At 69.6% G+C, this 25,465-nt stretch carries 20 protein-coding genes and 1 pseudogene; 13 read left to right on the top strand and 8 right to left on the bottom strand.

Translation table 11 applies throughout. The features are described from left to right. The first annotated feature begins 16 nt into the window (after positions 1-16). Positions 17-208 (top strand): hypothetical protein, encoded by a 192-nt coding sequence (locus KZ686_RS11050; RefSeq protein WP_265632387.1) that lies wholly within the window; start codon positions 17-19, stop codon positions 206-208. A 42-nt stretch (positions 209-250) separates the two neighbouring features. Here the strand turns inward: KZ686_RS11050 and ygfZ are convergent, their stop codons facing one another. Then, the gene (gene ygfZ / locus KZ686_RS11055) at positions 251-1,258 is read right to left on the bottom strand and encodes a CAF17-like 4Fe-4S cluster assembly/insertion protein YgfZ (protein WP_265632388.1); all 1,008 of its coding nucleotides are present in this window, start codon (positions 1,256-1,258) and stop codon (positions 251-253) included. Positions 1,259-1,566: 308 nt separating this feature from the next. Between ygfZ and mltG the strand changes: the two genes are divergently transcribed. From mltG to KZ686_RS11085, 6 genes are all read left to right on the top strand, one after another. Continuing rightward, the gene (mltG, locus tag KZ686_RS11060; RefSeq protein ID WP_149318781.1) at positions 1,567-2,562 is read left to right on the top strand and encodes an endolytic transglycosylase MltG; all 996 of its coding nucleotides are present in this window, start codon (positions 1,567-1,569) and stop codon (positions 2,560-2,562) included. A 17-nt stretch (positions 2,563-2,579) separates the two neighbouring features. Next, positions 2,580-3,194, top strand: a complete 615-nt coding sequence (gene tmk / locus KZ686_RS11065) for a dTMP kinase (RefSeq protein ID WP_149318780.1) — start codon at positions 2,580-2,582, stop codon at positions 3,192-3,194. Positions 3,195-3,322: 128 nt separating this feature from the next. After that, positions 3,323-4,399, top strand: coding sequence for a DNA polymerase III subunit delta' (locus tag KZ686_RS11070; protein ID WP_265633459.1), 1,077 nt, complete (start codon positions 3,323-3,325; stop codon positions 4,397-4,399). Positions 4,400-4,438: 39 nt separating this feature from the next. Beyond that, entirely contained in the window at positions 4,439-4,957 is a 519-nt protein-coding gene (locus tag KZ686_RS11075; RefSeq protein ID WP_149318779.1) for a GNAT family N-acetyltransferase, read from the top strand. A gap of 63 nt (positions 4,958-5,020) precedes the next feature. Next, positions 5,021-5,818 (top strand): TatD family hydrolase, encoded by a 798-nt coding sequence (locus tag KZ686_RS11080; protein WP_265632389.1) that lies wholly within the window; start codon positions 5,021-5,023, stop codon positions 5,816-5,818. Then, positions 5,811-6,527, top strand: a complete 717-nt coding sequence (locus KZ686_RS11085) for an ankyrin repeat domain-containing protein (protein ID WP_149318777.1) — start codon at positions 5,811-5,813, stop codon at positions 6,525-6,527. The genes KZ686_RS11080 and KZ686_RS11085 overlap by 8 nt, the downstream gene beginning before the upstream one ends. Before the next feature lie 39 nt (positions 6,528-6,566). Here the strand turns inward: KZ686_RS11085 and egtB are convergent, their stop codons facing one another. Both egtB and KZ686_RS11095 read right to left on the bottom strand, forming a co-directional pair. Next, on the bottom strand, positions 6,567-7,868 hold the full coding sequence (gene egtB, locus KZ686_RS11090; RefSeq protein WP_265632390.1) for an ergothioneine biosynthesis protein EgtB: 1,302 nt from the start codon (positions 7,866-7,868) through the stop codon (positions 6,567-6,569). 245 nt (positions 7,869-8,113) lie between these two features. After that, on the bottom strand, positions 8,114-8,737 hold the full coding sequence (locus tag KZ686_RS11095) for an FMN-dependent NADH-azoreductase (RefSeq protein ID WP_150082956.1): 624 nt from the start codon (positions 8,735-8,737) through the stop codon (positions 8,114-8,116). Between the two features lie 150 nt (positions 8,738-8,887). Between KZ686_RS11095 and KZ686_RS11100 the strand changes: the two genes are divergently transcribed. The 3 genes from KZ686_RS11100 (at position 8,888) to KZ686_RS11115 (ending at position 13,958) form a co-directional block, all read left to right on the top strand. Then, positions 8,888-9,853, top strand: a complete 966-nt coding sequence (locus tag KZ686_RS11100) for a LysR family transcriptional regulator (protein WP_149318774.1) — start codon at positions 8,888-8,890, stop codon at positions 9,851-9,853. Between the two features lie 295 nt (positions 9,854-10,148). Beyond that, a complete protein-coding gene (locus tag KZ686_RS11105; RefSeq protein WP_149318773.1) occupies positions 10,149-10,562 on the top strand; it encodes a DoxX family protein in 414 nt (137 codons plus the stop codon). Between the two features lie 96 nt (positions 10,563-10,658). Beyond that, entirely contained in the window at positions 10,659-13,958 is a 3,300-nt protein-coding gene (locus KZ686_RS11115; RefSeq protein WP_322784864.1) for a DNA translocase FtsK, read from the top strand. 247 nt (positions 13,959-14,205) lie between these two features. Here the strand turns inward: KZ686_RS11115 and KZ686_RS11120 are convergent, their stop codons facing one another. The 3 genes and pseudogenes from KZ686_RS11120 to KZ686_RS11130 form a co-directional block, all read right to left on the bottom strand. Continuing rightward, positions 14,206-15,372 carry a CMD domain-containing protein gene (locus tag KZ686_RS11120; protein ID WP_265632391.1) on the bottom strand — a complete coding sequence of 389 codons (1,167 nt, stop codon included), beginning with the start codon at positions 15,370-15,372 and terminating at the stop codon, positions 14,206-14,208. 185 nt (positions 15,373-15,557) lie between these two features. Beyond that, positions 15,558-17,039 carry an NAD(P)-binding domain-containing protein gene (locus KZ686_RS11125; protein WP_265632392.1) on the bottom strand — a complete coding sequence of 494 codons (1,482 nt, stop codon included), beginning with the start codon at positions 17,037-17,039 and terminating at the stop codon, positions 15,558-15,560. A 300-nt stretch (positions 17,040-17,339) separates the two neighbouring features. Continuing rightward, positions 17,340-18,221 (bottom strand): annotated as a pseudogene (locus KZ686_RS11130) (LysR family transcriptional regulator); the annotation flags it as partial. 387 nt (positions 18,222-18,608) lie between these two features. Between KZ686_RS11130 and KZ686_RS11135 the strand changes: the two are divergent. Next, a complete protein-coding gene (locus KZ686_RS11135; RefSeq protein WP_265633462.1) occupies positions 18,609-20,210 on the top strand; it encodes a glycine betaine ABC transporter substrate-binding protein in 1,602 nt (533 codons plus the stop codon). On the opposite strand, the gene KZ686_RS11140 is transcribed toward KZ686_RS11135, so the two are convergent. Then, positions 20,201-21,292 carry a porin gene (locus tag KZ686_RS11140; protein WP_149318768.1) on the bottom strand — a complete coding sequence of 364 codons (1,092 nt, stop codon included), beginning with the start codon at positions 21,290-21,292 and terminating at the stop codon, positions 20,201-20,203. The genes KZ686_RS11135 and KZ686_RS11140 overlap by 10 nt on opposite strands. 634 nt (positions 21,293-21,926) lie before the next feature. On the opposite strand from KZ686_RS11140, the gene KZ686_RS11145 reads away from it, so the two are divergent. Next, positions 21,927-22,850 carry a LysR substrate-binding domain-containing protein gene (locus KZ686_RS11145; RefSeq protein WP_190286336.1) on the top strand — a complete coding sequence of 308 codons (924 nt, stop codon included), beginning with the start codon at positions 21,927-21,929 and terminating at the stop codon, positions 22,848-22,850. On the opposite strand, the gene KZ686_RS11150 is transcribed toward KZ686_RS11145, so the two are convergent. Further along, positions 22,826-24,148, bottom strand: coding sequence for an NAD(P)/FAD-dependent oxidoreductase (locus tag KZ686_RS11150; protein ID WP_187829235.1), 1,323 nt, complete (start codon positions 24,146-24,148; stop codon positions 22,826-22,828). The two genes, KZ686_RS11145 and KZ686_RS11150, sit on opposite strands and share 25 nt — an antisense overlap. A 247-nt stretch (positions 24,149-24,395) precedes the next feature. On the opposite strand from KZ686_RS11150, the gene KZ686_RS11155 reads away from it, so the two are divergent. After that, positions 24,396-25,397: a tripartite tricarboxylate transporter substrate-binding protein gene (locus tag KZ686_RS11155; protein ID WP_265632393.1), complete on the top strand. Its 1,002-nt coding sequence runs from the start codon at positions 24,396-24,398 to the stop codon at positions 25,395-25,397. Positions 25,398-25,465 lie beyond the last annotated feature (68 nt).

The raw sequence follows: 25,465 nt of genomic DNA on the forward strand, positions 1-25,465 counted from the left end.
GGACCCGATGGACGTGATGGACCTGATGCACCTGATGCACCTGATGCACCTGATGCACCTGATGCACCTGATGCACCTGATGCACCTGATGCACCTGATGCACCTGATGGGCCTGATGGGCCTGATGGGCCTGATGGGCCTGATGGGCCTGATGGGCCTGATGGGCCTGATGGGCCTGATGGGCCTGATGGAGCTGATTGACCATTGATGGACCTGTTGGACGCTGCGGCCTGCCCGGCCTCACGCGGCGTCAGGCGGCCGGATCGGTGGCCAGCAGCGGCACCGGGTAGGGCAGCTCGCCCACGGTGACCGCCAGCCCCTCGGCATGGCCAAGATGCAGGCTGGCGCCGGCCGCATCGATCTTCAGTTCGGCCAGCGCGTCCCAGCCGGCGCCATCGGGCTTGGGCGCGGCGTTGACGATCATGCCGCTCGGCTGGCCGGGATCGTCGGCGCGATAGATTTCGGCGCCTGCGTCCGGGGTCTCGCCTTCGCCGCTGACCAGCCACATGCGGCGCTTGAGTGTGCCGCGATACTGGCTGCGCGCGACGACTTCCTGGCCCGGATAGCAGCCCTTGCGGAAATTGACGCCGCCGATCAGCTCGAAATTGATCATCTGCGGCACGAACTGTTCCTGCGTCGCGACCACGATGCGCGGGATGCCGGCGCGGATCTCCAGCCAGTCCCACAGCTCGGCATCGGCCGGCAGCAGCGTGGTGCCAAGCGTTTGCTGCACGGCATCGGCCTGCGCGGCCGGCGCCACGACCTGCCAGCGCGGCACGCCGTCGGCATCGGGCAGGCGGATCACCGTCGCCTCGCCGGCGCTGGCGGTGGTCCAGGGCTCGGCCGGCGCGGGCAGGCCGGCGGCGGACAGCGCGCTGGCGCCCTTGGCGCCGGCCACCCCGACGATGCCCGATTCGGCGCCCAGGTCCGACAGCCTGGCCTTGGCGCGCAGCACGAACATCGACAGCCGCTTCTGGATCGCCGGCTGCAGGTCGGCCGACAGCTGCATGGCAATGCCCTGCGCATCGCGCCAGATCAGCAGCGTCGCCAGCAGGCGGCCCTTGGGCGAGCAGTAGCCGGCCAGCCGGGCCTGTCCGGCGGGCAGGTCCTCGACGGCATTGGTCAGCTGGGTATGCAGGAAGGTGGCGGCGTCATCGCCGGCCACCCGGATCAGGCCCAGCTCGGCGGGGCGGCAAACGACGCCGTCCTGGCGCAGGGCGGCGAACTGGGTGGCGCGGGCGGGATTCGGGGCGTGCATGGATGGAATTCGATTCGAAGCCGGCTCAGGCCGGCACGGTTGGCGGATGGCTTGTGCGGGGCCTGTCACAACTTGTGACGCGGTGAGCGGCGGCCCCGGACAAGGCTCCCGGTATTATATGGGTCTGCCGTCATTGCGGCCGGCGGCCGTCTTCTCGGTCACCTGTTGAGCCTGCCACTCCTGCCGCTTGCCCGTTTTCGTGCTGCCCGGCAGGCCGGCGGCCCGATTCACGAGAGATCCGCGCTTGTCTTCGCGTTTATCCCCGCAGTTTGGCCCTCATTCAGACCCGCACTTACCCAAGCTTGTCGATGAAACGTTTTCTTTCCCGGCTGGTTCTGGCCGCCGTGGCATTCGCGCTGGCCGCCGCCGGCGCCTTCGCCTGGTGGGCCAACCAGCCGCTGACGCTGCGCAGCTCGCCGCTCGAGGTCATCATCAAACCCAATTCCAGCGTGCCGAGCGTCGCCCGCCAGGTGGCCAGGGGCGGCGTGCCGATCGATGCCCGGCTGTTCGTGCTGCTGGCCCGGCTGACCGGCAACCACGCCAGCCTGAAGGCCGGCGGCTACCAGTTCGAGAGCGGCGTCACGCCGCTGCAGGTAATCGGCCGCATCGCCCGCGGCGAGGTCAACCACCATGTGCTGACCGTGATCGAGGGCTGGGAATTCCGCCGGATGCGCGCCGCCGTGGATGCCCATCCCGCGCTGCGCCACGACACCAAAGGCATGAGCGAGGCCGAGCTGCTGAAGGCGATCGGCGCCACCGAGCCCTCGGCCGAGGGGCTGTTCTTTCCGGATACCTATCTGTTCGCGCGCGGCAGCAGCGACGTCGAGCTGTACAAGCACGCCTACCGGGCGATGCAGCGGCGGCTGAACGAGGCCTGGAACGCGCGCTCGCCGGACCTGCCGTACAAGACGCCGTACGAGGCGCTGATCATGGCGTCGATCGTCGAGAAGGAGACCGGTCAGGCGGCCGAGCGGCCGATGATCGCCGCGGTCTTCATCAACCGGCTGCGCAAGAACATGATGCTGCAGACCGATCCGACCGTGATCTACGGCATCGGCGAGATGTTCGACGGCAACCTGCGCAAGCGCGATCTGCAGGCCGACACTCCGTACAATACGTACACCCGCACCGGCCTGCCGCCCACGCCGATCGCCTTGCCGGGCGTGGCGTCGCTGGCGGCGGCGACCACGCCGGCGCCGACCGACGCGCTGTATTTCGTCGCCCGCGGCGATGGCACCAGCCACTTCTCCAACTCGCTTCCCGAACACAATCGCGCGGTCGATCAATACCAGCGCGGCAAATAATCACGAACAGCATCGCCATGCGCGGAACATTCATTACCTTCGAAGGCATCGACGGGGCGGGCAAGAGCACCCACCTGGCCTGGTTCGCCGGGCAGCTGCAGCAACGGCTGGGGCAGGGCAGGCGCGTGGTGACCACGCGCGAGCCGGGCGGCACCGCGCTCGGCGAGGACCTGCGCCAGCTGCTGCTGCACCGGCCGATGCATCTGGAAACCGAGGCGCTGCTGATGTTCGCCGCCCGCCGGGAGCATCTGGCCGAGGTCATCGAACCGGCGTTGGCACGTGGCGATTGGGTCATCTCCGATCGTTTTACCGATGCGACCTTCGCTTACCAGGGCGGCGGCCGCGGCCTGGCCCGCGAGCGGCTGGAAACGCTGGAGCGCTGGGTGCAGGGCGATCTGCAGCCGGATCTGACGCTGCTGTTCGACGTGCCGCTGGAGGTGGCCAGCGCCCGGCTGGCCGGGGCGCGCGAACCGGACAAGTTCGAGGCCGAGTCGGCCGCCTTTTTCGCGCGGACACGGGCCGAATACCTGCGGCGGGCCGAGGAGGCGCCGGCGCGCTTCCGGCTGATCGACAGCACGCGGCCGATCGCGGAGATTCAGAAAACGCTTGAGCAGATTCTTGCAAGTCTTTGAATTGAAGAAAGTATCAAGTCTCGATGATATGAGGGGTCGCGCCGTCGTTGCAGAATCCGCAACAACGCGGCAACAACGTCGCATCCTCTCAAACAACATCAACTCCTGCCGATAACCTGTTGATTTCCATGCTCTATCCCTGGCAAACCGAAGACTGGCGGCAACTGATGGCGCTGCGCGACCGGCTGCCGCACGCGCTGCTGCTGCACGGCCAGCAGGGCATCGGCAAGCGCGACCTGGCGCTGCACTTTGCTCAGGCGCTGCTGTGCGACACGCCGCTCGCCGACGGCCAGCCCTGCGGCACCTGCGCCGCCTGCCACTGGTTCGGCCAGGGCAATCACCCGGACTTCACCGTGGTGCGGCCCGAGGCGATGGAGGGCGGCGATGCGGATACCGACGCCAAGGCGGACGACGGCGGCGGCAAGAAGAAGGCGCCGAGCAAGATCATCCGGATGGAGCAGGTGCGGGCGCTGATCGAGGCGGTCGGCATCGGCACGCACCGCTCGGGCCTGCGTCCCGTGGTGGTGTATCCGCTCGATGCGCTGCAGCACGAGGGCGCCAACGCGCTGCTGAAGACGCTGGAAGAGCCGCCGCCCGCGACGGTGTTCCTGCTGGTCACCGACCGCATCGACCGGATCCTGCCGACCATCCTGTCGCGCTGCCGCCAGGTCGCGCTGCGCCGGCCGAGCGAGCAGGCCGCGCTGGAATGGCTGAAAGCCCAGGGCGTCGCCGATGCGCCGGCGCAGCTGGCCCAGGCCGGCGGCGCGCCACTGACCGCGCTGCATGCGGCCGAGGCGGAGGAGCTGCCGCTGCAGCGCTGGCTGGTCGGCCAGCTCGCCACCGGCCCGTCGCTCGACGCGCTGGCCGCCGCCGAGCAGTTGCAGAAGCTGCCGGTGCCCTCGGTACTCGGTATCCTGCAACGCTGGACCTACGATCTGCTGGCGTTGTGCCTGGGCGGCGAGGCCGGCGCGCGCTACTTCCCCGGCGAGATGGCGGCGCTGCGGCGCTGCGCCGGTGCCACCGACGCGCATCGGCTGCAGGCGTTTGCGGCACGGCTGGTCCAGCACCGGCGCCACGAGCAGCATCCGCTGGCGGCGCGGCTGGTGATGGAGGCGGTGCTGATGGACTACCGGCACCTGTTTCAGCGGCAGCCGGCCCGAGCGTGGCCGGCGCCCGGCCCCACGACAACCTTATGCAAGACTTGAAGTACCTACGATAACAACTTGATTTAAAAGAAGAGAAACATGGAAGCAAGCGGTTTCACCGTGCGTGACGCACAGCGCCAGGACCTGCCCGGCATCGTCGCGATCTACAACGGCACGGTTGCCTCGCGCATGGTCACCGCCGACACCGAGCCGGTCAGCGTCGCCTCGCGCCAGCCCTGGTTCGATGCCCACGGCCCCGAGCGCCGGCCGTTGTGGGTGGTCGAGGATGCCGGTGGCCAACTGGCCGGCTGGCTCAGCTATTCGGATTTCTATGGCCGGCCGGCTTACGGCGCCACCAGCGAGGTGTCGATCTATCTCGACGATCGCTACCGCGGCAAGGGCCTGGGCCGGCTGCTGCTGGAACGGGCGATGGCCCACGCGCCCGCCATCGGCGTCAACACCTTGCTCGGCTTCATCTTCGGCCACAACGCGCCCAGCCTGGCGCTGTTCGAGCGGCTGGGCTTTGCCCGCTGGGGCGAACTGCCGCGCGTCGCGGTGCTCGATGGCATCGAGCGCGACCTGATCATCATGGGGCGGCGCGTCGATCAGGGCGCCTGATCTTTCCGATACGCCGAAAGTCGCCCCCAAACCCGCCCGCTCCGCCCGATTTCCCCAACTGCCATGTTCGTCGACTCCCACTGCCACCTCGATTTCCCCGACCTGTCCGCGCGGCTGCCCGAACTGCTGGCGCATATGCAGGAGAACCAGGTCACCCATGCGCTGTGCATCTCGGTGACGCTGGAGGACTTCCCGCGCGTGCTCGGGCTGGCCGAGCAGCATGCGAACCTGTACGCCTCGGTGGGCGTGCATCCGGACTACGAGGAGGGCGCCGAGGAGCCGACGGTCGAGCGGCTGGTCACGCTGTCGAACCATCCGAGGGTGGTCGGCACCGGCGAGACGGGGCTTGACTATTACCGGCTCAACGGCCGCAGCATCGACGAAATGGAGTGGCAGCGGGAGCGTTTCCGCACCCATATCCGCGCCGCCCGGCAGACCGGCAAGCCGTTGATCATCCATACCCGCTCGTCGGCCGAGGACACGCTGCGGCTGATGCGCGAAGAGGATGCCGGCGCGGTCGGCGGCGTGCTGCACTGCTTCACCGAGACCTGGGACGTCGCCAAGCAGGCGCTGGACATGGGCTTCCATATCTCGTTCTCGGGCATCGTCACCTTCAAGAACGCGGTCGACCTGCAGGAGACCGCGCGCAAGGTGCCATTGGACCGGATGCTGATCGAGACCGATTCGCCGTACCTGGCGCCGGTGCCGTACCGCGGCAAGACCAACGAGCCGGCCTGGGTGCGGCATGTCGGCGAGTTCATCGCCACACTGCGGGGGCTGCCCGTGGAGCAGGTCGCGCGGCAAACCACGGACAACTTCTTCAATCTATTCAAGCACATGGAGAGGACTGCTAATGCTTGATATCAAGTCGTTGCGCCGCCCCTTGCTGGCCACCGTGCTGGCCGCGGCGCTGACCGGCGGCGCGCTGCCGGTGCTGGCGGCGCCGGCCGACGACCTGCGGCTGGCGGTCGAGCTCGACAATGGCTATGAAGTCCGCAAGCTGCTTTCGCGCGGCGTCGATCCGAACCTGACCGACCGCCGCGGCGATCCGCTGCTGGTGGCGGCGCTGCGCGAAAAGTCGCTGAAGGCGGCCGAGGCGCTGATCGAGGCCAAGAACCTGGACTTCGACAAGACCAACGCCGCCGGCGAGACCGCGCTGATGATGGCATGCCTGCAGGGCCAGCTCGACATGGTCAAGCGGATGGTCGGGCAGCGCCAGGTCGAGATCAACAAGACCGGCTGGACGCCGCTGCACTACGCGGCCACCAACGGCCATCTGGAGATCGTCCGCTACCTGCTGGAAGAGTCCGCCTATGTCGACGCGGAGAGCCCGAACGGCACCACGCCGCTGATGATGGCCACGCGCGGCGGCCATATCGAGACGGTCAAGCTGCTGCTGGACGAGGGCGCCGACATCCGGATCCGCAACCAGCAGGGCATGACGGCGATCGATTTCGCCGAGCGCTACAACCAGCCCGAAATCGCCCAGGGGCTGCGCTCGCGCTGGCAGAAGCAGTTCCCGGACACGCCGATGGACGGCGGCAAGGGGAAGGGCAAGGCCGGTTGGTAGGATCGTCAGGGCCGGCGCCGCACGTTCCCCTCGGCCCGCTCAGGCATCGTCCGCCAGCCGCACGCCGGTGAACTGCCAGCGCTGGTGGGGATAGAAGAAATTGCGGTAGGTGGCGCGGATATGGGATTCGGGTGTCACGCACGATCCGCCGCGCAGCACCATCTGGTTGCTCATGAACTTGCCGTTGTACTCGCCGACCGCGCCGGGGCTGGGGCGGAAGCCCGGATAGGGCAGGAAGGCGCTGGCGGTCCATTCCCAGACATCGCCGTACATCTGGCGCAGCACGCCCGCGGTGTTCTGCCGGTCGGGCAGCGGCCGCAGTGCGCGGCCCTCGAGGAAATTGCCGGTGGCCGGCAGGTTGCGGGCCGCGTGTTCCCATTCGGCCTCGGTCGGCAGGCGGCGCTCGGCCCAGCGCGCGAAGGCGTCCGCCTCGTAGTAGCTGATATGGGTGACCGGGCTCTCCGGGTCGACCGGATGCATGCCGCGCAGCGTCATCTGCCACCAGGTGCCGTCGCGCTCCTCCCAGTACAGCGGTGCCTCGATGCCTTGCTCGCCGACCCAGCGCCAGCCGTCCGACAGCCACAGCCCGGCGCTGCGATAGCCGCCATCCTCGATGAATTCGAACCACTGCCGGTTGGTCACCGGATGCGAGCACAGCTGATAGGGGCGCAGCAGCACCTGGTGCCGCGGACCCTCGCAATCGAAGGCGAAGCCCGCGCGGTCCGGGCCCATCTCATGGCCGATCGCCACCACGCCGCCGGAAAACGTCAACCATTCCGGCACCGGGCGCGGGTCGGCGATCACCGGCGCCACCAGCTCGGGCGCGAAGGCCGGCTTGAGCGGGTTCTGCGCGAACAGATGCAGGATGTCGGTCAGCAGCAGCTCCTGATGCTGCTGCTCGTGATTGAGGCCCAGCTCGATCAGCGCGGCTTCCTCGTCGGTCTGCGCGCGCATCAGCAGATCGAACATCGCCTCGTCGACAGCTTCCCGGTAGGCCAGCACCTCGTCCAGCGTCGGCCGGCTCAGCAAGCCGCGGCGCGGGCGCGGATGGCGTGCGCCGACCGCCTCGTAATACGAATTGAACAGATAGCGGTAGCGCGCATCGACCGGCTCGTAGCCGGGGATGCGCGCGGTCAGCACGAATTCCTCGAAGAACCAGGTGGTATGGGCCAGATGCCATTTGGCCGGGCTGGCATCGTCCATCGATTGCACCGTCGCGTCGGCGTCGCTGATATCGGCCACCATCGCTTCGGTGGCGGCCCGGATATGGCGGTACCGGGACAGCAGCGCCGGTTCCTGGGGAGGGTGGACGACGCTGGCGGGCAACAGGGAAGAGGGCATGCGGGCTCCGGTGTCGATGGCGAGGCGATGCCTGCCTGGCACCGTCGCCGTGGCCGGTTCCGGCCAGCCCGCGCATCGCGCGGCAGCGCCTGCTCCCCCGAGTGGGCGTACGCCGAAACCGCAGGTACGAACCGCTCCATCATAGACGCGATCCCTCCCTGCGGGGAGTCGGTCAACCGCTGACGGCGCGGGCCGCCAGCGGCATGTGCAAGCACTGCGCCGAGCACCGCGCCGAAGCGCCGCGATCAGGCGGCCAGGCGGCCGTCCTCGTCGTTCAGCGCGGCCAGTTCGCGCTTGGCGGCATCGAGGCCGGCAGCCCGGTATTCCGGACCCATCGCCAGGCCATGGGCGCGGACATAGGTGATGTCCGTGATGCCGAGGAAGCGCAGCACCGTGTCGATCGTGACCTCATGCAGGTCCAGCCCGTTCGGATCCTGGCGCATGCCGCCGCGCGAGGACACCACGATCGTCTTCTTGCCGCCGGCCAGGCCGACCGGACCGTTCTCGGTATAGCGGAAGGTGCGGCCCGCTTGCGCGATCCGGTCGATCCAGCCCTTGAGCTGGCTCGGGATGCCGAAGTTGTATTGCGGCACGCCCAGCACCAGCACGTCGGCCTCCAGGAATTCCTTCAGCCAGGCCTCGGTGCGCTCCAGCTCGGCCTGCTGCACCGGGTCCAGCCCTTCCTTCGGGCCGCCCAGCACCGGCAGCAGATGGCCGGACAGGTGAGGCGCCGCCTCCTTGTCCAGGTCGCGCACGGTCAGGGTCGCTTCCGGATGGCGGGCGCGCAGATCCGCCACCACTTGCGCCGTCAGGTTGCGGGACACCGAGTTGTCGCCCAGCACGCTCGAATCGATTTGCAGAATCTTCATCACGCTCTCCACATCGGAATTGGTTTGGATGTGAGGAAAGATAAAGGCTGGCGATTGATGTCGGTAGTGATCCATAATGGAAATTATTGTTCTACTCGTAGAACGCATTGCACCGGCCCCAGCGGCCGCCCAGCCCTTACGATGGCGACCATGCAAGACCTCAACGATCTCTATCTCTATGCCCAGGTGGTCCAGCACGGCAGCTTCTCCGCCGCCAGCCGCGCCACCGGTGTGCCCAAGTCGCGCCTGAGCCGGCGCATCGCCCAGCTGGAAAAGGAGCTTGGCGTGCAGCTGCTGCGCCGGACCACGCGGCAGGTCCGCGTCACGCCGCTGGGCGAGGCCTTCTACGAGCGCTGCAAGGCCATGCTGTCCGAGGCGCAGGCCGCCCGCGACGTCGTCGAGCAGGCCCGCGCCCAGCCCGGCGGCCATCTGCGCGTGGCCTGCGCGGTCGGCATCGCGCAGAACCTGCTGGCGCCGTCGATCGGACGCTTCATGCGCGAGAACCCGGGCGTGCAGGTCGAGATCGACGCCACCAACCGGCGCGTCGACGTGATCGGGGAGGGCTACGACCTGGCGCTGCGCGTGCGCGAGGTGCTCGACGATTCGTCGCTGGCGATCCGCACCTTCGGCTCGAGCCCGTTGACGCTGGTGGCCAGCCCCGGTCTGCTGGACGCGATCGGCCGTCCGCGCACGCCCAAGGCGCTGGCAGGCGTCCCCGGGGTCGGGCAGAAGCCGCACGACGGACGCCATGTGTGGAACCTGTCCATCGGCGACGAGCCGCCCACGCAGATTCCCTACGATCCCCGCCTCGTCTGCGACGAATTCGCCGTGCTGCTGTCGGCGGCGGTCGAAGGCATCGGCGTCGCGATGCTGCCGCGCATGTATTGCCGCGAGGCGATCGAGCGCGGCGACCTGGAGGTGCTGCTGCCGCAATGGCGCATGCCGGTCGGCACCCTGCACGCGGTATTCCCGTCGCGGCACGGCATGCCGCCGGCGGTGCGGCGCTTCCTGGATTTCCTGACCGAGATCCTGCCGGAGAACGTGCGCCAGGCCGGCATGCAGCCGATCATGCCGCCGGGCATGCACCAGCCCTTGCCGCCGACCGCGCCGGGCTGATCCGCTCGCCGTTCACGGGCTTCCCAGGCGGGCGGCCGCCGCCTTTGGCCGCGCTGCGAGGGGCGCAACCCGTCGCCGTTGACCGCGCGGCGGGAAGCGAGGTCCGCCGCGGTGTTGCCGTCCGCGCCACAACCCGCGCCCAGCAAGGGTTCGGCGCGCATTTGCGGCTTTACCTTCACGCGAACCGGCGCTAAGGTACAGGGGCGCCTGCGCGTGCAGCGCAAGGCGCCTACAACCTCTGCGCACGGATCGAACCGGGGACCCGTTTGCGTCAATCACCAAAGGAGCGACATCGATGGCTGCTACTCATGGTTCTCAGGATCTGGGCAAGGCGGTGCTGCGTATCGTGCTGGGGATACTGATCCTGTTGCACGGCATCGCGAAGGTCATCAACGGCCCCGGAGGCATCGTGCAGATGGTCGACCAGGCGGGCCTGCCTTCCTTCATCGCCTATGGCGTCTACATCGGCGAAGTGCTGGCGCCCGTGCTGCTGATCATCGGCCTGTGGACGCGCGCGGCCGCACTGGTGATCGTCATCAACATGCTGTTCGCGGTCGGCCTGGTCCATATGCATCAGCTCGGCATGCTGAACAAGAGCGGTGGCTGGGAGCTGGAGCTGCAGGGCATGTTCCTCGGCGCCGCGGTGGCGGTGATGCTGCTCGGCGCAGGCCGCTTCAGCGTCGGCGGAGCGGGCGGGCCGCTGAATTGATGCGCCGCGCGCGGCGTTTTTTGCTTGTGGCAGGGCCGGCACCGGCGGCATAACCGCTACAATCGCTGCCCGTGGTTTTTTCGATGGCGTAGCGATATGGGTTTGGGCTGGTTCGGATTGTCGACCTTCTGGCTATTGCCGCTGGCATGGCGCATGGTGGCGCGCATGCTGACGGGACAGCCGGTGTTTTCCGGGCCCGGCACGCTGCGCGTCTGGCTCGGCAGTGCGCTGACGCTGTGCGCGAGCGCGGCGCTCGAAGCGCTGACGGCCAGTGCGTCGGCCTCGTCCGACGTGGAGCCCACCGCGTCTTCCGGCGGCGCCGCCGGGGCAGGGGTGGCCGGCATCGCGGCCGACCTGTTCGGCTGGACCGGTGCGCTGCTGCTGATGCTTGGCGTGCTGGCGCTGGCCGCGCCGATGGTGTTCGGCGAGACGTGGCACAGCCTGTTCGCGCTCAAGCCGCGGCGCCATGCCGCTGCCGCCGACGCGACCGATGACGCGATGCCGGCCGCCTCGCGGCCGGTGCGCGAAGCCTCCATGCCTGCCCCCGTGGCGACGCGCTGGACGCCGGTCGACGACAGCGCCCGGCGGCCCACGGCCCGCCACAAGGGCATCGAAGCGGTATCGGCACGGCGCGCGCCGGCGTGGCAACCGCCGCCGCGCACGCGCGTATCGCCGCCGCAGCCCGGCGAAATCTGGCTGCAGCCGGCGCAGGCGACCCGGACCGCTCAACCGGCTCAACCGGCTCGACCGGCTCGACCCGCGCCTTCCGCGCCGGCATCGCAAGCGCAAAGCGCCGCGCCGGGCAGGACCGCGGGTCCGGTCCGTTCTACCCCTGCGGCCTCTTCGGCGCCATCGCGGTCGGCAGGCGCCGCGCCGATGGCCGCGACCGCTTCGACGGCCTCCGCCTCGTGGTCCTCGTCCGCTTCGTCGACATCTTCCGCCTCGGGATTCTCCGCTGCCTCCGCACCATCGCGCGGGCCATTGCGTGCCACCGTCGTCGCCAGCCCCTTCCATCAGCCGCAACTGGGTTTGCGCAGCGCGATCACGACGCTGCCCGAAGCGCAGCCGCAGGCGAGGGCTACGAGCGCCGCGCCCACGAATGGCGCCAGCGTAGCGACGCCTTCCCCGGCCGCGCCGGTCGCGGAGCAGGGCGCCACCGCGCCACGCGATACCGCTGCCGCAGCCCCGGCCGTAGCCGAACAGACGGCCACGTCAGCCGAATCTCTCCCGACCGAAGCCGAGCTCGCCGACACTCACTCGACCGAATCCGGGCCCGCCGAAACTCACCCGACCGAGTCCGAGCTCGCCGACGCGCAACAGACCGCGGCCTACGCGGCGATCCGCGCCGAGGCGCAGGCCTTGCTGGCCGAGTTGCGCGCGCTGGCGGGCGCGGAGCAAGGACAGCCGGAGAGCGGGCCAGCGGCTGACGACGTAGCCATATACGAGCCCGAGCCCGGGCCGGAGCCCGGGCCGGAGCCCGAGCCGGAGCCGGCGACCGTGGCGACACCCACGGCAGCGTGGGAGCCGCCATGGGAGGAATCGGCCGCGGATGCCACCGCAGCAGCCGAACCCACGGCAACAACCGACGCAACCGACGCAACCGACGCAACCGACACAACCGACACAACCGACACAACCGACGGAACCGACACAACCGACGGAACCGGAGCAACGGAAGCAACGAAAACGATCGAAGCAGCCGAAACGACGGATTCGGCCGAAACGACCGCCCCCACGCCACCCCTGGCCCAAAAGCCCCGCATCGTGCTGCCGGCCGTGATCGGCCGCGCGGTGCCGCTCGACGCGGCATCGCAGCCGCCCGGCGCCAATGCCGTGGCGAAGCCCGCCGCGGCCGCCGCGGCCATCGCCCCGGCTGCGCCGATCGCCCCGCCGCCACCGCCCCGCATCGTCGACTACCGCCTGCCCGGCATCGATCTGCTCGAGCCGGCGGTCGAACACGCCGAGCAGGTCTCCGAGCAGCATCTGGCCGAAACCGGCGAGCTGATCGCACAGCGCCTGGCCGAGTTCAAGGTGCCGGTGTCCGTGGTCGGCGCCTCGGCCGGTCCGGTCATCACGCGCTTCGAGGTCGAGCCCGCGATGGGCGTGCGCGGCGCGCAGGTGGTCGGGCTGATGAAGGATCTGGCGCGCGCGCTGGGTGTCAGCTCGATCCGCGTGGTCGAGACCATTCCGGGCAAGACCTGCATGGGCCTGGAGTTGCCCAATGCCCGCCGCGAAATGATCCGCCTGTCGGAGATCGTCGAAGCGTCATCGTTCCAGTCCCATGCGTCGCGGCTGGTGCTGGCGATGGGCAAGGACATCACCGGCAATCCGGTGGTCACCGACCTGGCGCGCGCGCCGCACCTGCTGGTGGCCGGCACCACCGGCTCCGGCAAGTCGGTCGCGATCAACGCGATGATCCTGTCGATGCTGTACAAGGCGACGCCGGACGACGTGCGGATGATCATGATCGATCCGAAGATGCTGGAGCTGTCCGTCTACGAGGGCATTCCGCATCTGCTGGCGCCGGTGGTCACCGACATGAAGCAGGCCGCGCACGCGCTGAACTGGTGTGTCGGCGAGATGGAGAAGCGCTACCGGCTGATGTCGGCGCTGGGCGTGCGCAATCTGGCCGGCTACAACCAGAAGATCCGCGCCGCGGAGGCCGCGGGCGACAAGGTCCGCAATCCGTTTTCGCTGACCCCGGACGCGCCCGAGCCGCTGTCGACGCTGCCGCTGATCGTGGTGGTGATCGACGAGCTGGCCGACCTGATGATGGTGGCCGGCAAGAAGATCGAGGAACTGATCGCGCGGCTGGCACAGAAGGCGCGCGCGGCCGGCATCCATCTGATCCTGGCCACGCAGCGTCCGTCGGTCGACGTGATCACCGGCCTGATCAAGGCCAACATCCCGACGCGCGTGGCCTTCCAGGTCTCGTCGAAGATCGACTCGCGCACGATCCTGGACCAGATGGGCGCGGAAAGCCTGCTGGGGCAGGGCGACATGCTGTTCCTGCCGCCGGGCACCGGCTATCCGCAACGCGTGCACGGGGCCTTCGCCGGCGACGACGAAGTCCATCGCGTGGTCGAGCACTGGAAGCAGTTCGGCGAGCCGGACTACGACGACGCGATCCTGGCGCCCGACCCGGCCGAGGCCGGCGGCGGCGACCTGTTCGGCGACGGGCCCGGCGGCGACGCCGAGGCCGATCCGCTGTACGACGAGGCCGCGGCCTTCGTGCTCACATCGCGCCGCGCGTCGATCTCGGCGGTGCAGCGCCATCTGCGCATCGGCTACAACCGCGCGGCGCGGCTGATCGAACAGATGGAAGTGGCGGGACTGGTCTCGCCGATGGGGCGCAATGGCGCGCGGGACGTGCTGGCGCCCGGGGGGCAGGAGTAGGGGCTTGGATTGATGTTGCCGGGGTCAGGCGATCGCGGTCATGCGGGCGCTGTGTGCCCTCTCCCCGGCCCTCTCCCGCAAGCGGGAGAGGGAGGACACTACCAGCCTTTGCTTACGCGATTGGTTGCTCGCCGCTCCCGCTTGGGGCGAGGGAGAATACGCCGCCCCTTGCTTGCGCGCGCTGTTGCTCCTCTCCCGCTTGCGGGAGAGGGACTGGGGCAGAGGGCAACCCCGCCCCAATCCGCGCTTACGCCTGCGCCACCACCGGCTCGCCCAGATTGAGCATCAACCGGTTCGCCCACGCGAAGATCGCGATGGCGTGAATGCCGTCGAGGATCTCGGCGTCGTTCAGTCCCGCCTCGCGCAGCGCTGCCAGCGAGGCGGCGCCAATGCGGTCCGGGTGCTCGGTCAGCGCCACCGAGAAGCGTGCGATGGCCTGTTCGCGTGCAGTGGTGCCCGCCGTGCGCGGATTGTCGAAGACCTGCGCGATCGCGTCGTTGCGCTTGGCCAGTTGTTCGAAGCGTTGCGCATGCACCGACGCGCAGTAAACGCAGCCATTGATGCACGACACCACGGTGCTAGCCAGTTCCCGCTCGGCGCGCGCCATGCCGCCGGGCGCGTACATGATCGCGTTGAAGGCCGCCGAACGCTGGCGCAGGATTTCCGGCTGGTGCACCAGGAACAGGTAGTAGTCCGACACCTTGGCCTTCGGGTGGCTTTCCTCCAGCACCGCGATCTGCTCCGGCGTCGCGCGATCGACCGGCACCACGTCGAGCCACGCCTTCCAGTCCAGCACTTCGTTGGTGAAGCCGTTGATGCGGATCGTGTCGCCGGGCCTGGTGGTGGCCGCCGCGGGCGGCGCCACATCGCTCGGCAGCGCCTCGCCCTGGGCCGCGCCGCTCAATGCGCGCAGGCCCGCCACCAGCCGCGCCTGGTACGACAGGAAGGCGATCAGCTGCGCCAGTGTCACGACTTCGGGCGTCGACAGGCCGGCCGCCGGCAGGCTCAGCAGCGCGGCGCGGTCGCCTTCGACGGGCTTTTCGATCAGCTTGCGCGTGAACGTCAGCATCGCGCGCAGCCGCGCATCGGCGACGGCCTCGAGGCGGGTGCCATCGACCGCCGCCACGGTCTCCGCATCGGCGCCGGCCGCCTGCAGGCGATCCAGATAATGCGCGGCCAGTTCGGCCGACGGCGTCAGCCGCGACGCGTACAGCGCGACCGCGAGGCGTTCGGTCAGCGTCAGGCCGGGCAGGGCCGGATCGAACATCGTGCGATAGCTGCCTTCGGTGGCGACGGCGACCTTGTCGCGCTGATGGCGCAGTACATGCGTGGCGCTGCCGGTGGCAAGACCGGCGAGGCGGTCGATCAGGTCAAGTTCCGAGGTGGCGTTGGCTTGGGTGGACGAAGCAGTCATGGTGTCGGGGTGGAAAAGTCAGCGGTCAGGTAACTGGTCAGATGAGCGCTCAGATGAGCGCTCAGATGGGCGATCAGCGGAGCAGGGCGGCACGCACAGGCTCATTGGCCGATTCATCGGTCCATGCATTGGCCCTTTCAGTGGCCCCTTCATTGGCCCATTCATTTGCCCATTCATTTGCCCATTCATCGGCCGGGCTGCGAAGGCGGCGGCGCCGGCGTCCATTCGTCGCCATACAGCTCCGGTTCGGCATAGGCCTGCAGCGCGGCGAAATGCGTCTCGACGTCTTCCTGGTACAGCAGCGCGGCGATGCCCTGGCCCAGCCGGCGCGCGCCGTCGCTGATCGCCGGGATATCGCCGGAGATCGTGCCGTGCGACAGCGCGGCCGGATAGCAGAAGCAATGCACGCGCGACAGGCCGGGGCAGGCGCCGGGTGTCTTCTCCTGGAATTCGAACACCGGGCCGAGGTCGGGCGAATCGCTCAGCTCCTGATCGTCCTGGCCGGCGGGCGGCTGGAAGCGGTCGCGCCACAGGCGTATCTGCGGCGCGATGACCGAGAACTCCGGACGCGCACCGAAATCGACGCGGAACCCCGTCGACAGCAGCAGGAAGTCGAGCTCGAACAGTCCCTTGGCGGTGTGGACATGCAGCGTGTCGCTGCGGACGTCGCTGTGGACCTCAATTCGCTCGATCGGGCAGCCGACATGGAAGCGCGCATTGTCGTGGCGCGAGACGCGCAGCGTGCTGCCGCGCGGCGGCGGCACCTGTTCGCTGTTGATGTAATGACGCAGCCGCCATTTCCACTGGTCGGGCAGCCCGTAGTGGCCGTGCGTCAGGCCGGGATTGCCCGAGCCCTTGCTCTTGTTGATGCGCGGAATCTCGGCGCGGCGGATCAGCAGGTCGACGCTGGCCGCGCCGGCCTCCAGCGCGGTGGCGGCGCTGTCCATCGCCGATGCGCCGGCGCCGACCACGCCGACGCGCTTGCCGCGCAGCACGCGGTAATCCATCGGATCGGACGAGTGCGCCCACAGATAGCGCGGCAGGTCCTGCGCGAAGGCCGGCAGCAGTGCGCCGCCCAGGCCATCGCGGCCGGTGGCCAGCACCACGCGCCGCGCCATCACGCGCAGCGGACCGGCGGGCGTCGTCATGCGCAGCTCGACCAGGCCGTCGGCGCGCGGCACCACGGTATCGACGGTGTGCTCGTTGGCGACGTCCAGATCGAGCACCTGCCGGTACCAGCGCAGATAGTCCATCCATTGCAGGCGCGGAATCTTGTCGAGCGCGTCCCAGGCCGCCGTGCCGAACTGCGCCTCGTACCAGGCGCGGAAGGTCAGGGCCGGCAGGCCCAGCGCCGGGCCGGTCAGCTGCTTGGGCGAACGCAGGGTCTCCATGCGCGCGGTGGTCGCCCACGGCCCTTCGAAACCGGCCGGCGCGCGGTCGAAGATGCGAGCCTGGATGCCCAGATGCTTCAGCGTCGCGCTGGCCGCGAGGCCGGCCATGCCGCCGCCGATGATGGCGACGTCGAGCACCGGCGCGCCGTCGAACTGGCGCGGCGGTACCCAGGGCTTGGCGGGCAGGTCGAGCCAGGCGAGGTCCTGGCGCAGGCGGGCTTCCAGCGCGGGCAGGCCGCTGGGAGCGGGGGAGAGGGTGGATTCGGTGGTGGACATCTGGGACATCTCAGGCGGACATCAATCGTTCTGTCGGGATGGTGCGCGCTGGGCCAACTGGTCTGCCTGGGCCGCCTGGGCAGATCGGGTGGGTTCGGCTGCGTGGGCGGATGGGGCCGGCTGGGTTGGCTGCTGGTGTCTACGCGCGCCGGTGCGGGCGGACTCTCGCGCGGTGGCGTCGGCAGTGCGGTCACCGGAGCCGCCGCTGTCGTTGCTGCCCGCGTCGCGGCCGGGGTTGCTTCCCGTTTCGTACTGCGCCACCAGGCCGTCGCCCTCGCGGGCGTCGCGCCGGACGAAGCCCGGCAGCAGCCGCGCCGCGGCCAGCGCCAGTTGTTCGGTCAGGCTCTGCACCGCCGGCGTCGGCGGCCGTCCCTGCGGCGTGATCACGCAGAAATGGAAGGGGATCGGCACGTCGATCGGCCGCACGGCCACGCCGTCGACCGGCATGCCATACGCCGTGACGGGCTCGAGCACGGCAAGCCCGAGGCCGGCGCGCACCAGCGCCAGCGCGTTCAGCGAGGTATTGGTATCGATCCGGCGCGGCACCGCAATGCCGGCGTCGTGCAGCGCCCGGTCCACCAGCTGGCGCAGCCGGTAGGGGTTCTGCATCGTCACCAGCGCACGTTCGGCGCAGGCGGCCAGCGGCACGGTATCGGCCGCCGCGAGCGGATCGTCGGCGGCCAATGCCGCCACGCATTGCACCTCGCCGATCCAGTGCACCGCCACGCCGCGATGCTCGAGCGGCAGGCTGGTGACGCCGACTTCGGCGGCACCCGTCAGCACCGCGTGGACGACCTTCTCGGGCGAGGCGCTGTGCAGATGGATCTGCGCCGGCAGCGCCGGATCGGCGGCAAGCGCGGCGGGCACCAGACCCGCGGCCAGCGCCGGGGTCGCCACCACATTGAGCGAACGGCTGCCCTCGCGGCCGATTACCGCGGCGCTGGCGCGGATCTGCTGCATGCCCAGCAGCACCGGCTCGACCTCCTCGTACAGCAGGAAGCCGCGCTCGGTCGGGCTGACGCGCGGGCCGCTGCGGGCGAACAGCGCGAAGCCCAGTTCGCTCTCCAGCTCCTGGATCGAGCGCGTGATCGCCGGCTGCGAGCGGCCCAGCAGGCGCCCGGCGGCGGTCACGCTGCCGGTCGACATCACTGCTGCGAAGGCTTCGAGCTGGCGGATTTCCATGGTTCCGGGCGGCAATCTGGCTGACGCGGCACGCATGGCCCTGACTCAAGGCACGCGGCGAACTATGCGTATATCGCATTCTTGCGCGCTTATGATACCGAATGCAAATACTATTTCGGCATACGCTTCTGCGGCCCGGCGCCGCTGCCGGGCTGGCCGGCGGGCGCGTCCCGGCGGCGGGTCGCTATCATGGGCCGGTCGTGTGCCTGGAGAGACGGGATGAGGCAATCATGCGGCCGGGCTTCCGGCACGCTGCGGAGACCGCTGTTGGGGCGGCTGTTGAAGCCGTCGCGGGGATCGCTCTTGGGACCGCTGCGGGGACCACTTTTGAAGCCGCTGTGGCGGCCGCTGTTGGGCCTGCTGGTCGTGCTGGCCCTGTTCTGCGGCATGCCGCCCGCCGGCTGGGCGCAGGGCGATTCGTCCGCCGTTCCCGCCGCTCCCGCCGCCAATGCCCCGCTCAAGATCGGCTCGAAGCGCTTCACCGAGTCCTATGTCCTCGGCGAAATCCTGACCCAGACCGCGGCGACCGCCGGTCCCGCCCGCCATCTGGCCGGGCTCGGCAATACCGCGATCGTGTTCGCCGCGCTGCGCGCCGGCAGCATCGACCTGTATCCCGACTACACCGGCACCGTCGCGGCCGAGCTGCTGAAGCTGCCGGCCACCGCGACGCTGGCGCAGATCAACGCGGCCCTCGCGCCGCTGGGGCTGGGCGCGGCGGTGCCGTTCGGCTTCCAGAACACCTATGCGATCGCGGTGCGCGGCGAGGGCGCCACGGGCGGCATGGCAGGCGCGGGCGACAAGAGCGCCCACGCCGATGCGGCGGGCGGTGAGGCCGGCTCCGGTCGCATGGGCGGTAAAAGCGCCCAGGCCGCCGCCGCACCCGCCAGCCTGCGCACGCTGTCCGACCTGGCCCAGGCACCGGCACTGCGGCTCGGCCTGTCGCACGAATTCCTGGGCCGCGCCGACGGCTGGCCCATGCTGGCCAGCCGCTACGGCCTGCCGCAGCAGCCGGTCGGGCTGGACCACGGCATCGCCTACGAAGCGTTGGCGGCCGGACAGGTCGATGCGATCGACATCTATTCCACCGACGCCAAGATCCACGCCTATCGCCTGCGCGTGCTCGACGACGACCGCCGTGTGTTTCCGCGCTACGACGCCATCGTGCTGTACCGCCTTGATGTGCCGCGGCGCCATCCCGCCGCATGGCGTGCGATCGCCGGGCTGGAAGGCCGCATCGACGGCGAGCGGATGATCGCGATGAACGCGCAGGCCGAACTCGACGGCGCCAGCTTCGCCTCGGTGGCGCGGGGTTTTCTGCAGGGCGATGGCACGGCGGCGGACAAGCGGGCAGGGCTGCTCGGCGCCTTGCTGGGGCCGGACACCTGGCGGCTGACCCGCCAGCATCTGGCGCTGGTGGCCGGCGCGGTCGGAGCCGCGGTGGTGGTCGGTGTGCCGCTCGGCGTGGTTGCCGCGCGCCGCCGGCGGCTGGGGCAGGTGGTGCTGGCCATCGCCGGCATGCTGCAGACGGTGCCGTCGCTCGCGCTGCTGGCGGGGCTGATTCCGCTGCTCGGCCGCATCGGGCTGTGGCCCGCGATGGTCGCGCTGTTTCTCTACGCCTTGCTGCCGATCGTGCGCAATACCTGCACGGGGCTGCAGCAGGTGCCGGCCGGGCTGTCGGACGCGGGCCGCGCGCTGGGGCTGACCGCGCGCCAGCGCCTGCGCCATGTGGAACTGCCGCTGGCGCTGCCGGTGATTCTGGCGGGCATCAAGACCGCGGTCGTGATCAGCGTCGGCACGGCGACCGTGGCGGCCTTCGTCGGCGCCGGCGGCTATGGCGAGCGCATCGCCACGGGCCTTGCGCTCAACGACGACACGCTGCTGCTGGCCGGAGCGATTCCCTCGGCGCTGCTCGCGCTGCTGGCGCAGGGCATCTTCGAGGGCATCGAGCGCTGGCTGCTGTTCCGCGGCCAGCGCAACGCTCAGAAGTGATGACGCATGCCGACCATCACGCCGACGCGCGTGGTGCTGTCGACATCGAGCGCGGGCGTGCCGGCCCAGTACTCGGTCTCGCGCCCGACCGCGCCACCGCGCGCTCGCGCGGCATCGGCCTCGACATAGACGTGGGTGCGCCTGGACAGCGCGTAGTCGGCCACCACCGCGACACTGTCGGCATTGCCGCTGCCCAGCGGCACCGGCACGTCCTGGAACTGCGTGGCCACGTTGCCGTTCTGCCAGTAGCGGTAGTAGGCGCCCGACAGATGCAGCGCCGGCGTCAGCTGATAGCCGAGCCCCGCGAAGGCAATGGCGTAGCGCGCATCGCTGGCCGATTCCCGCCGGCCCATATGGCCGACGAAGGCCTTGGCCTTGCCGAACGCATACGAGCCGCCGACCGTGTAGTTGCGCACCGTGCCGCTGCCATCGTCGTTCTTGCGCTGGTCGTAGGCGACGCCGAACGCGACCGCTCCCTGCTGGTACAGCGCGCCGCCGCCCAGCGTGGTGCCGCGGACCATGCTGCCGGGCTGCTCGCCGGCGCCGTAGTCCAGTTGCACGGTCAGCGGGCCCATCGTGCGCTGGTACACCACGCTGTTGTTGATGCGGTAGTCCTGGATGAAGATGTCGCCGCCCAGGTACAGCGGGTCCGACCAGAAGTTGCCCCAGCCCTGGTCGAGCGGATTGAAGGCCCAGCCGATATTGTTCAGCGCGTTGTACTGGCGCCCGAAGGTCAGGCTGCCCCAGTCGCCCTTCAGGCCGACATAGGCCTGCCGGCCGAACAGCGCGTTGTAGCCCAGGCGGCCGTCGTCGCTGCCGACGCCCGCCTCGAGCTGGAAGATCGCGTGATTGCCGCCGCCGAGGTCTTCGTCGCCCTTGATGCCGAAGCGGCTGCCGACCATGCCGCCGGAAACCAGCGCGAGCTGGTCGTTGCGATGGCCGTCGAGGTTCGAGGTGTAGCGCACCGCCGAACTGACGATGCCGTACAGCGTGACGCCGGGCTCCGCATGCGCGGTGCCGGGCAGGGCGGCGACGGGCAACAGCCCGGCCGCCAGCAGCCAGGGGCTGGCTGTCTTCTTCATGGATTGTCCTCCGAGGTCGGACCCGTCCGACGCGCACGGCGCCGGCGGACCCGTCAGGCCGATGGCCTGCGGTACCAGTCCCGCGCGGGCACGCGGGTCGTCATCGGGACGTGCGCGGTGGCGCGTGTCCCGGGCGAAGGTCGAGATGGGCGACGTTGCCTTGCTGGCGGCGAATGCCGGCAGTGGAGCCGGGCAAGCCTGTGCGATGCCGGACGGTCCGGCGCCGCGGGAGTGGGCCCGAGGGCCTTGTGGCTGGGTTCGCCGGCGCCCACCTCGCGCGTCGTTCCGGCTCGTGCAGGGCGGACGGTGAAGGCGTGTTCCGGGTCGTCCCCGGTACGGCGAACGGGCGGTAGTTTACCTGCTTTGCCGAGCCGGCCCGAAAAACGCGGTCCTGGGGACCGCGTGACGGGCGCCATTGGCCGGCGAAAACTGTCCTGGCGAACGCCCTCGCGGCACCGCTGAAATGTGATGTTTAAATAATTTTTGTGAAAGTGGGCTAAATTTAATCGGTAAACAGCTTCGATTAAACGCCGAGGAGCGCGAGTGACAGCCCGATCGCAGCTCTCCGCGCCGTTCTGCGATGTGCCTCCACCCGGCCGAAGGCAGCAGGCCACCGGCCATTCCCGGTACCGTCATGCGAAGAAAACTCAGTTTCCGCCATATCGAAACGGTCCACGCGATCATCCTGACCGGTTCGGTGACGGGCGCGGCCACCCGCCTGCATGTGACGCAGCCCGCGATCAGCAACGTGTTGCGCGACGCCGAGGAGCGCCTTGGCTTCCTGCTGTTCGATCGCCGCGGCGGGCGGCTGGTGCCGACGCCCGGTGCGGACATGCTGTTCGAGGAAATCGAGAAGTCCTTCATCGGTCTCGATGCCATCAACGCCTTCTGCCAGCGCATCGAGCAAGACCAGCGCCAGCGGATTTCGATCGCGTGCACGCCGGCCTTTGGCGCGACCGTGCTGCCTCGGCTCGCCGCCACCTATGCGCGGCAGTATCCCGATATCTTTTTCTCCGTGCATTCCCGCGTCGCGCACCATGTGGCCGCCTTGATCGGCTCGCGCAAGGCGGACATCGGCTTCGCGCTGGAGGTGCCGGATATTCCGGGCGTCGACAGCGAACTGCTGGCCGAGCTGCCGATGCTCTGCTACCTGCCGCCTGGCCATCGTCTCGCGCGCCAGGCGGTGGTGGAGCCGAGCCAGTTGCTCGATGAGCCGATGATCTCGCTGTCCCGGATCGAGGGCATCGAGGACGTGGTGGAGCGGCTGTTCGAACCCTGCGGCGCCATGCCGGTACCGGTTGCCGAATGTCCCGCGGCCATCTCGGCGTGCGGCATGGTGGCCGAGGGCCTGGGCTTCATGCTGTTCGATGGCCTGCCGGCGCAGCTGTTCGGGGCATCCCGCCTGAGCGTGCTGCCGCTGTCGTCGTCGCGCCGGCTGTCGTACCGCGCCTACTGGCTGAAATCGCGGACGCAGGAGCTGCAGCCGCGCGCGCTGATCGAACTGGCCCGCGACATCCTGCTGCGGATGGGAACTCAGGAAAAGCGCGAGAGCCGGTAGGGCGACGGGTCGAGCGCGCACGGCACGCCGGCCACGCGCGCGGCCATCAGCCGGCCGGTCATCGGCGCGCCCGTCAAGCCGGTGTGGCCGTGGCCGCAGGCGAGATACAGGCCCGGATGCGCCGGCAGCTCGTCGATGATCGGCACGCTGTCCGGCGTGGAAGGGCGCAGGCCAAGCCAGACGCTCGCGCCCCGCGTATCGATGCCCGGGAACAAGCGGCGCGCGGCGGCCAGGATCGCCTCGGTGCGGCGCTCGTCCGGCGGATGGCGCAGCCCGGCGATCTCGACGGTGCCGGCGAAGCGCAGGCCGCCTTCCATCGGCGTGACGGCGACCGCCTGATCCTTGTAGATGAAGGGCACCGGCACTGCCACGCCGGGGTTCGGCAATTGCACGTGATAGCCCCGTTCGGCCTCCAGCGGCAGGCGCACGCCCAGCGGATCGAGCAATTCCCCGGAGAAGGCGCCGGCCGCCACCACCACACGGTCGGCACGGTCGTCTCCCTGATGGGTCCACAAGCGGAAGCCGCCGTCGTGGCAAGGCTGCAGCCGCTGCACGCGGCGCAGGCGGATCTTGCCGCCTTCGCGCTCGAACTGGCTTGCCAGCGCCTGCGTCAGCCGCTGCGGATCGATCGCGTGCGCATGCCGCGGAAAGCGGATGCCGCCTCGGACGTGATCGGCCAGGTCCGGCATCAGGGCCTTCAGCTGGGCCGGCGTCAACGGCTCCGTGGCCACGTCCTGTTCCTGCCGCAAGCGCGCGACGAGCCGATCGGCGCGCGATGGCGGGCGCTGGGCCGACCACAGGTGCAAGTGCCCTCGAGCCTGGATCACCGCGCTGGCCGCGGCGTCGCCCAGCAGTTCGCGGTAGCCGTCCAGCGCCGGCGCATGCAATGCGCGCAGTGCGCGCGCGGCGCGCTCGACCTGCTGCGGACGGCTGGCACGCACCCATGCGCGCAACCATGGCGCGGCGGCCAGCAGCCGCGGCGGATGGATCGCCAGCGGCCCATGCCGGTCGAGCAGCCACTTCGGCAGCTGCCATACCATGCCGGGCAGCGCGATCGGAATGCAGCTGTCCACGCTGATCAGGCCCGCATTGCCGAACGACGCGCCGCCGCCGGGAGGCAACGCGTCGTAGAGGACCACATCGCGGCCCAGGCGCCGCAACGACAGCGCGATGCACAGCCCGACGATGCCGGCGCCGACGACGGCGATCCTGGCCGAAGCGGCCGGGCGGCTGGGCGCGGATTGCGGCCGAGGCGGAACAGCGGTGGTCGAGATGGTGCAGGGCGATGACAGGGACATGGGTCGGGACGATGAGTCGGCGGAAATACGCCTCGCCATCATGCGGCACCGCCTCGCCGTCCCGCCATTTCGGATTCGTGATGGCGCATTCATAACCGTGATTCGACATTCCCGCCGGGCTTGACCATGATGACCTGGCGTCGCCGCAGGGCACGAGCACACCAGCACGCGAGAACACGACACACGACACACGACACACGAGCACACGAGCACACGAGCACACGAGACACGACAGGGGAGACCAGGCATGTCGAGCAATGCAACACGAGCGGGGCGCCGTCGCGCCATTGGCACCATTTCCGCGCTGGCCGCGGGCTGCATCCTGGGTTTGGGTTCGCCGGGACAGGCCCGTGCCGAGGCGCCGGCCCGCTTTATCGTTCCGTTTCCGGCCGGTGGCGCGGCCGACGCGATGGCGCGCGTGCTGGTCGACCGGCTGAAGGACCAGCTGAAGCAGCCGGTGATCGTGGAAAACCGCCCCGGGGCCAGCACACGGGTAGCCGCCGACACGTTGAAGCAGGCGGCGCCCGATGGCAATACGGTGCTGATGACGCTGTTCGACACGATGGTCATCGCACCGCTGGTCTACCGCAATCTGCGGTACGACCCGGACAAGGACTTCGCGCCGATCACCGAGGTGGCTGCGCTCGACTATGGCATCGCGGTCAGCGGAAGTTCGCCTTACCGGACGCTGGCAGACTACGTCAAGGCGGCCCACGCGAATCCCGCCGCCGCCACGCTGGGCGTATCGGGACTCGGATCGGTGTTGCACTTCCTCGCCTTCGATTTCACTCGCCAGACCCGCGTCGACATGTCGATCGTGCCGTTCCAGGGCGGGCCCGCCATGGTGACCAATCTGGTGGGCAACCAGATCGGCTCGGCGATCGACGGGCTCGGCGTCTTCGTCGAGCAGCACCGCGCCGGCAAGGTGCGCGTGCTGGCCGTATCGGGCAAGCAGCGCAGCAGCCAGCTTCCCGATGTGCCGACCTTTGGCGAACAGGGTTACCCGTCGCTGCTGGCCAGTTCCGGTTATGCGCTGTACGCGCCGGCCGGTACGCCGCCCGCGCAGATCGCGCGCTGGAACACGGCCATGCGGGCCGTGCTCGCCCAGCCCGACGTGCAGGCACGCATTCGTGCGATCGGATACGAGCCGCAGCCAGGCTCGACGCCGGCACAGGTGGTCGAACGCAGGAAGCGCCTGAGCGAACATTGGACGCCCATCGTCCGGACCTCGGGGTACAAGGGGGATTGAGCGCGATTGCGGGCGACCAAGGGCTACCAAGGGCGACCAAGGGCGAGCGACGGCGGGCGGCTACGCGG

The sequence above is a fragment of the Cupriavidus cauae genome (assembly GCF_026210475.1).
Lineage (GTDB): Bacteria > Pseudomonadota > Gammaproteobacteria > Burkholderiales > Burkholderiaceae > Cupriavidus > Cupriavidus cauae.

Coding starts and splice junctions, on each gene's coding strand:
- KZ686_RS11100 (WP_149318774.1), top strand. CDS start 8,888: ATGCAAGACCTCAACGATCTCTATCTCTATGCCCAGGTGGTCCAGCAC.
- mltG (WP_149318781.1), top strand. CDS start 1,567: ATGAAACGTTTTCTTTCCCGGCTGGTTCTGGCCGCCGTGGCATTCGCG.
- ygfZ (WP_265632388.1), bottom strand. CDS start 1,258: ATGCACGCCCCGAATCCCGCCCGCGCCACCCAGTTCGCCGCCCTGCGC.
- KZ686_RS11135 (WP_265633462.1), top strand. CDS start 18,609: ATGCCGCCCGCCGGCTGGGCGCAGGGCGATTCGTCCGCCGTTCCCGCC.
- KZ686_RS11155 (WP_265632393.1), top strand. CDS start 24,396: ATGTCGAGCAATGCAACACGAGCGGGGCGCCGTCGCGCCATTGGCACC.
- KZ686_RS11050 (WP_265632387.1), top strand. CDS start 17: ATGGACCTGATGCACCTGATGCACCTGATGCACCTGATGCACCTGATG.
- KZ686_RS11140 (WP_149318768.1), bottom strand. CDS start 21,292: ATGAAGAAGACAGCCAGCCCCTGGCTGCTGGCGGCCGGGCTGTTGCCC.
- KZ686_RS11115 (WP_322784864.1), top strand. CDS start 10,659: ATGGGTTTGGGCTGGTTCGGATTGTCGACCTTCTGGCTATTGCCGCTG.
- tmk (WP_149318780.1), top strand. CDS start 2,580: ATGCGCGGAACATTCATTACCTTCGAAGGCATCGACGGGGCGGGCAAG.
- KZ686_RS11070 (WP_265633459.1), top strand. CDS start 3,323: ATGCTCTATCCCTGGCAAACCGAAGACTGGCGGCAACTGATGGCGCTG.
- KZ686_RS11150 (WP_187829235.1), bottom strand. CDS start 24,148: ATGTCCCTGTCATCGCCCTGCACCATCTCGACCACCGCTGTTCCGCCT.
- egtB (WP_265632390.1), bottom strand. CDS start 7,868: ATGCCCTCTTCCCTGTTGCCCGCCAGCGTCGTCCACCCTCCCCAGGAA.
- KZ686_RS11085 (WP_149318777.1), top strand. CDS start 5,811: ATGCTTGATATCAAGTCGTTGCGCCGCCCCTTGCTGGCCACCGTGCTG.
- KZ686_RS11120 (WP_265632391.1), bottom strand. CDS start 15,372: ATGACTGCTTCGTCCACCCAAGCCAACGCCACCTCGGAACTTGACCTG.
- KZ686_RS11095 (WP_150082956.1), bottom strand. CDS start 8,737: ATGAAGATTCTGCAAATCGATTCGAGCGTGCTGGGCGACAACTCGGTG.
- KZ686_RS11145 (WP_190286336.1), top strand. CDS start 21,927: ATGCGAAGAAAACTCAGTTTCCGCCATATCGAAACGGTCCACGCGATC.
- KZ686_RS11125 (WP_265632392.1), bottom strand. CDS start 17,039: ATGTCCACCACCGAATCCACCCTCTCCCCCGCTCCCAGCGGCCTGCCC.
- KZ686_RS11075 (WP_149318779.1), top strand. CDS start 4,439: ATGGAAGCAAGCGGTTTCACCGTGCGTGACGCACAGCGCCAGGACCTG.
- KZ686_RS11080 (WP_265632389.1), top strand. CDS start 5,021: ATGTTCGTCGACTCCCACTGCCACCTCGATTTCCCCGACCTGTCCGCG.
- KZ686_RS11105 (WP_149318773.1), top strand. CDS start 10,149: ATGGCTGCTACTCATGGTTCTCAGGATCTGGGCAAGGCGGTGCTGCGT.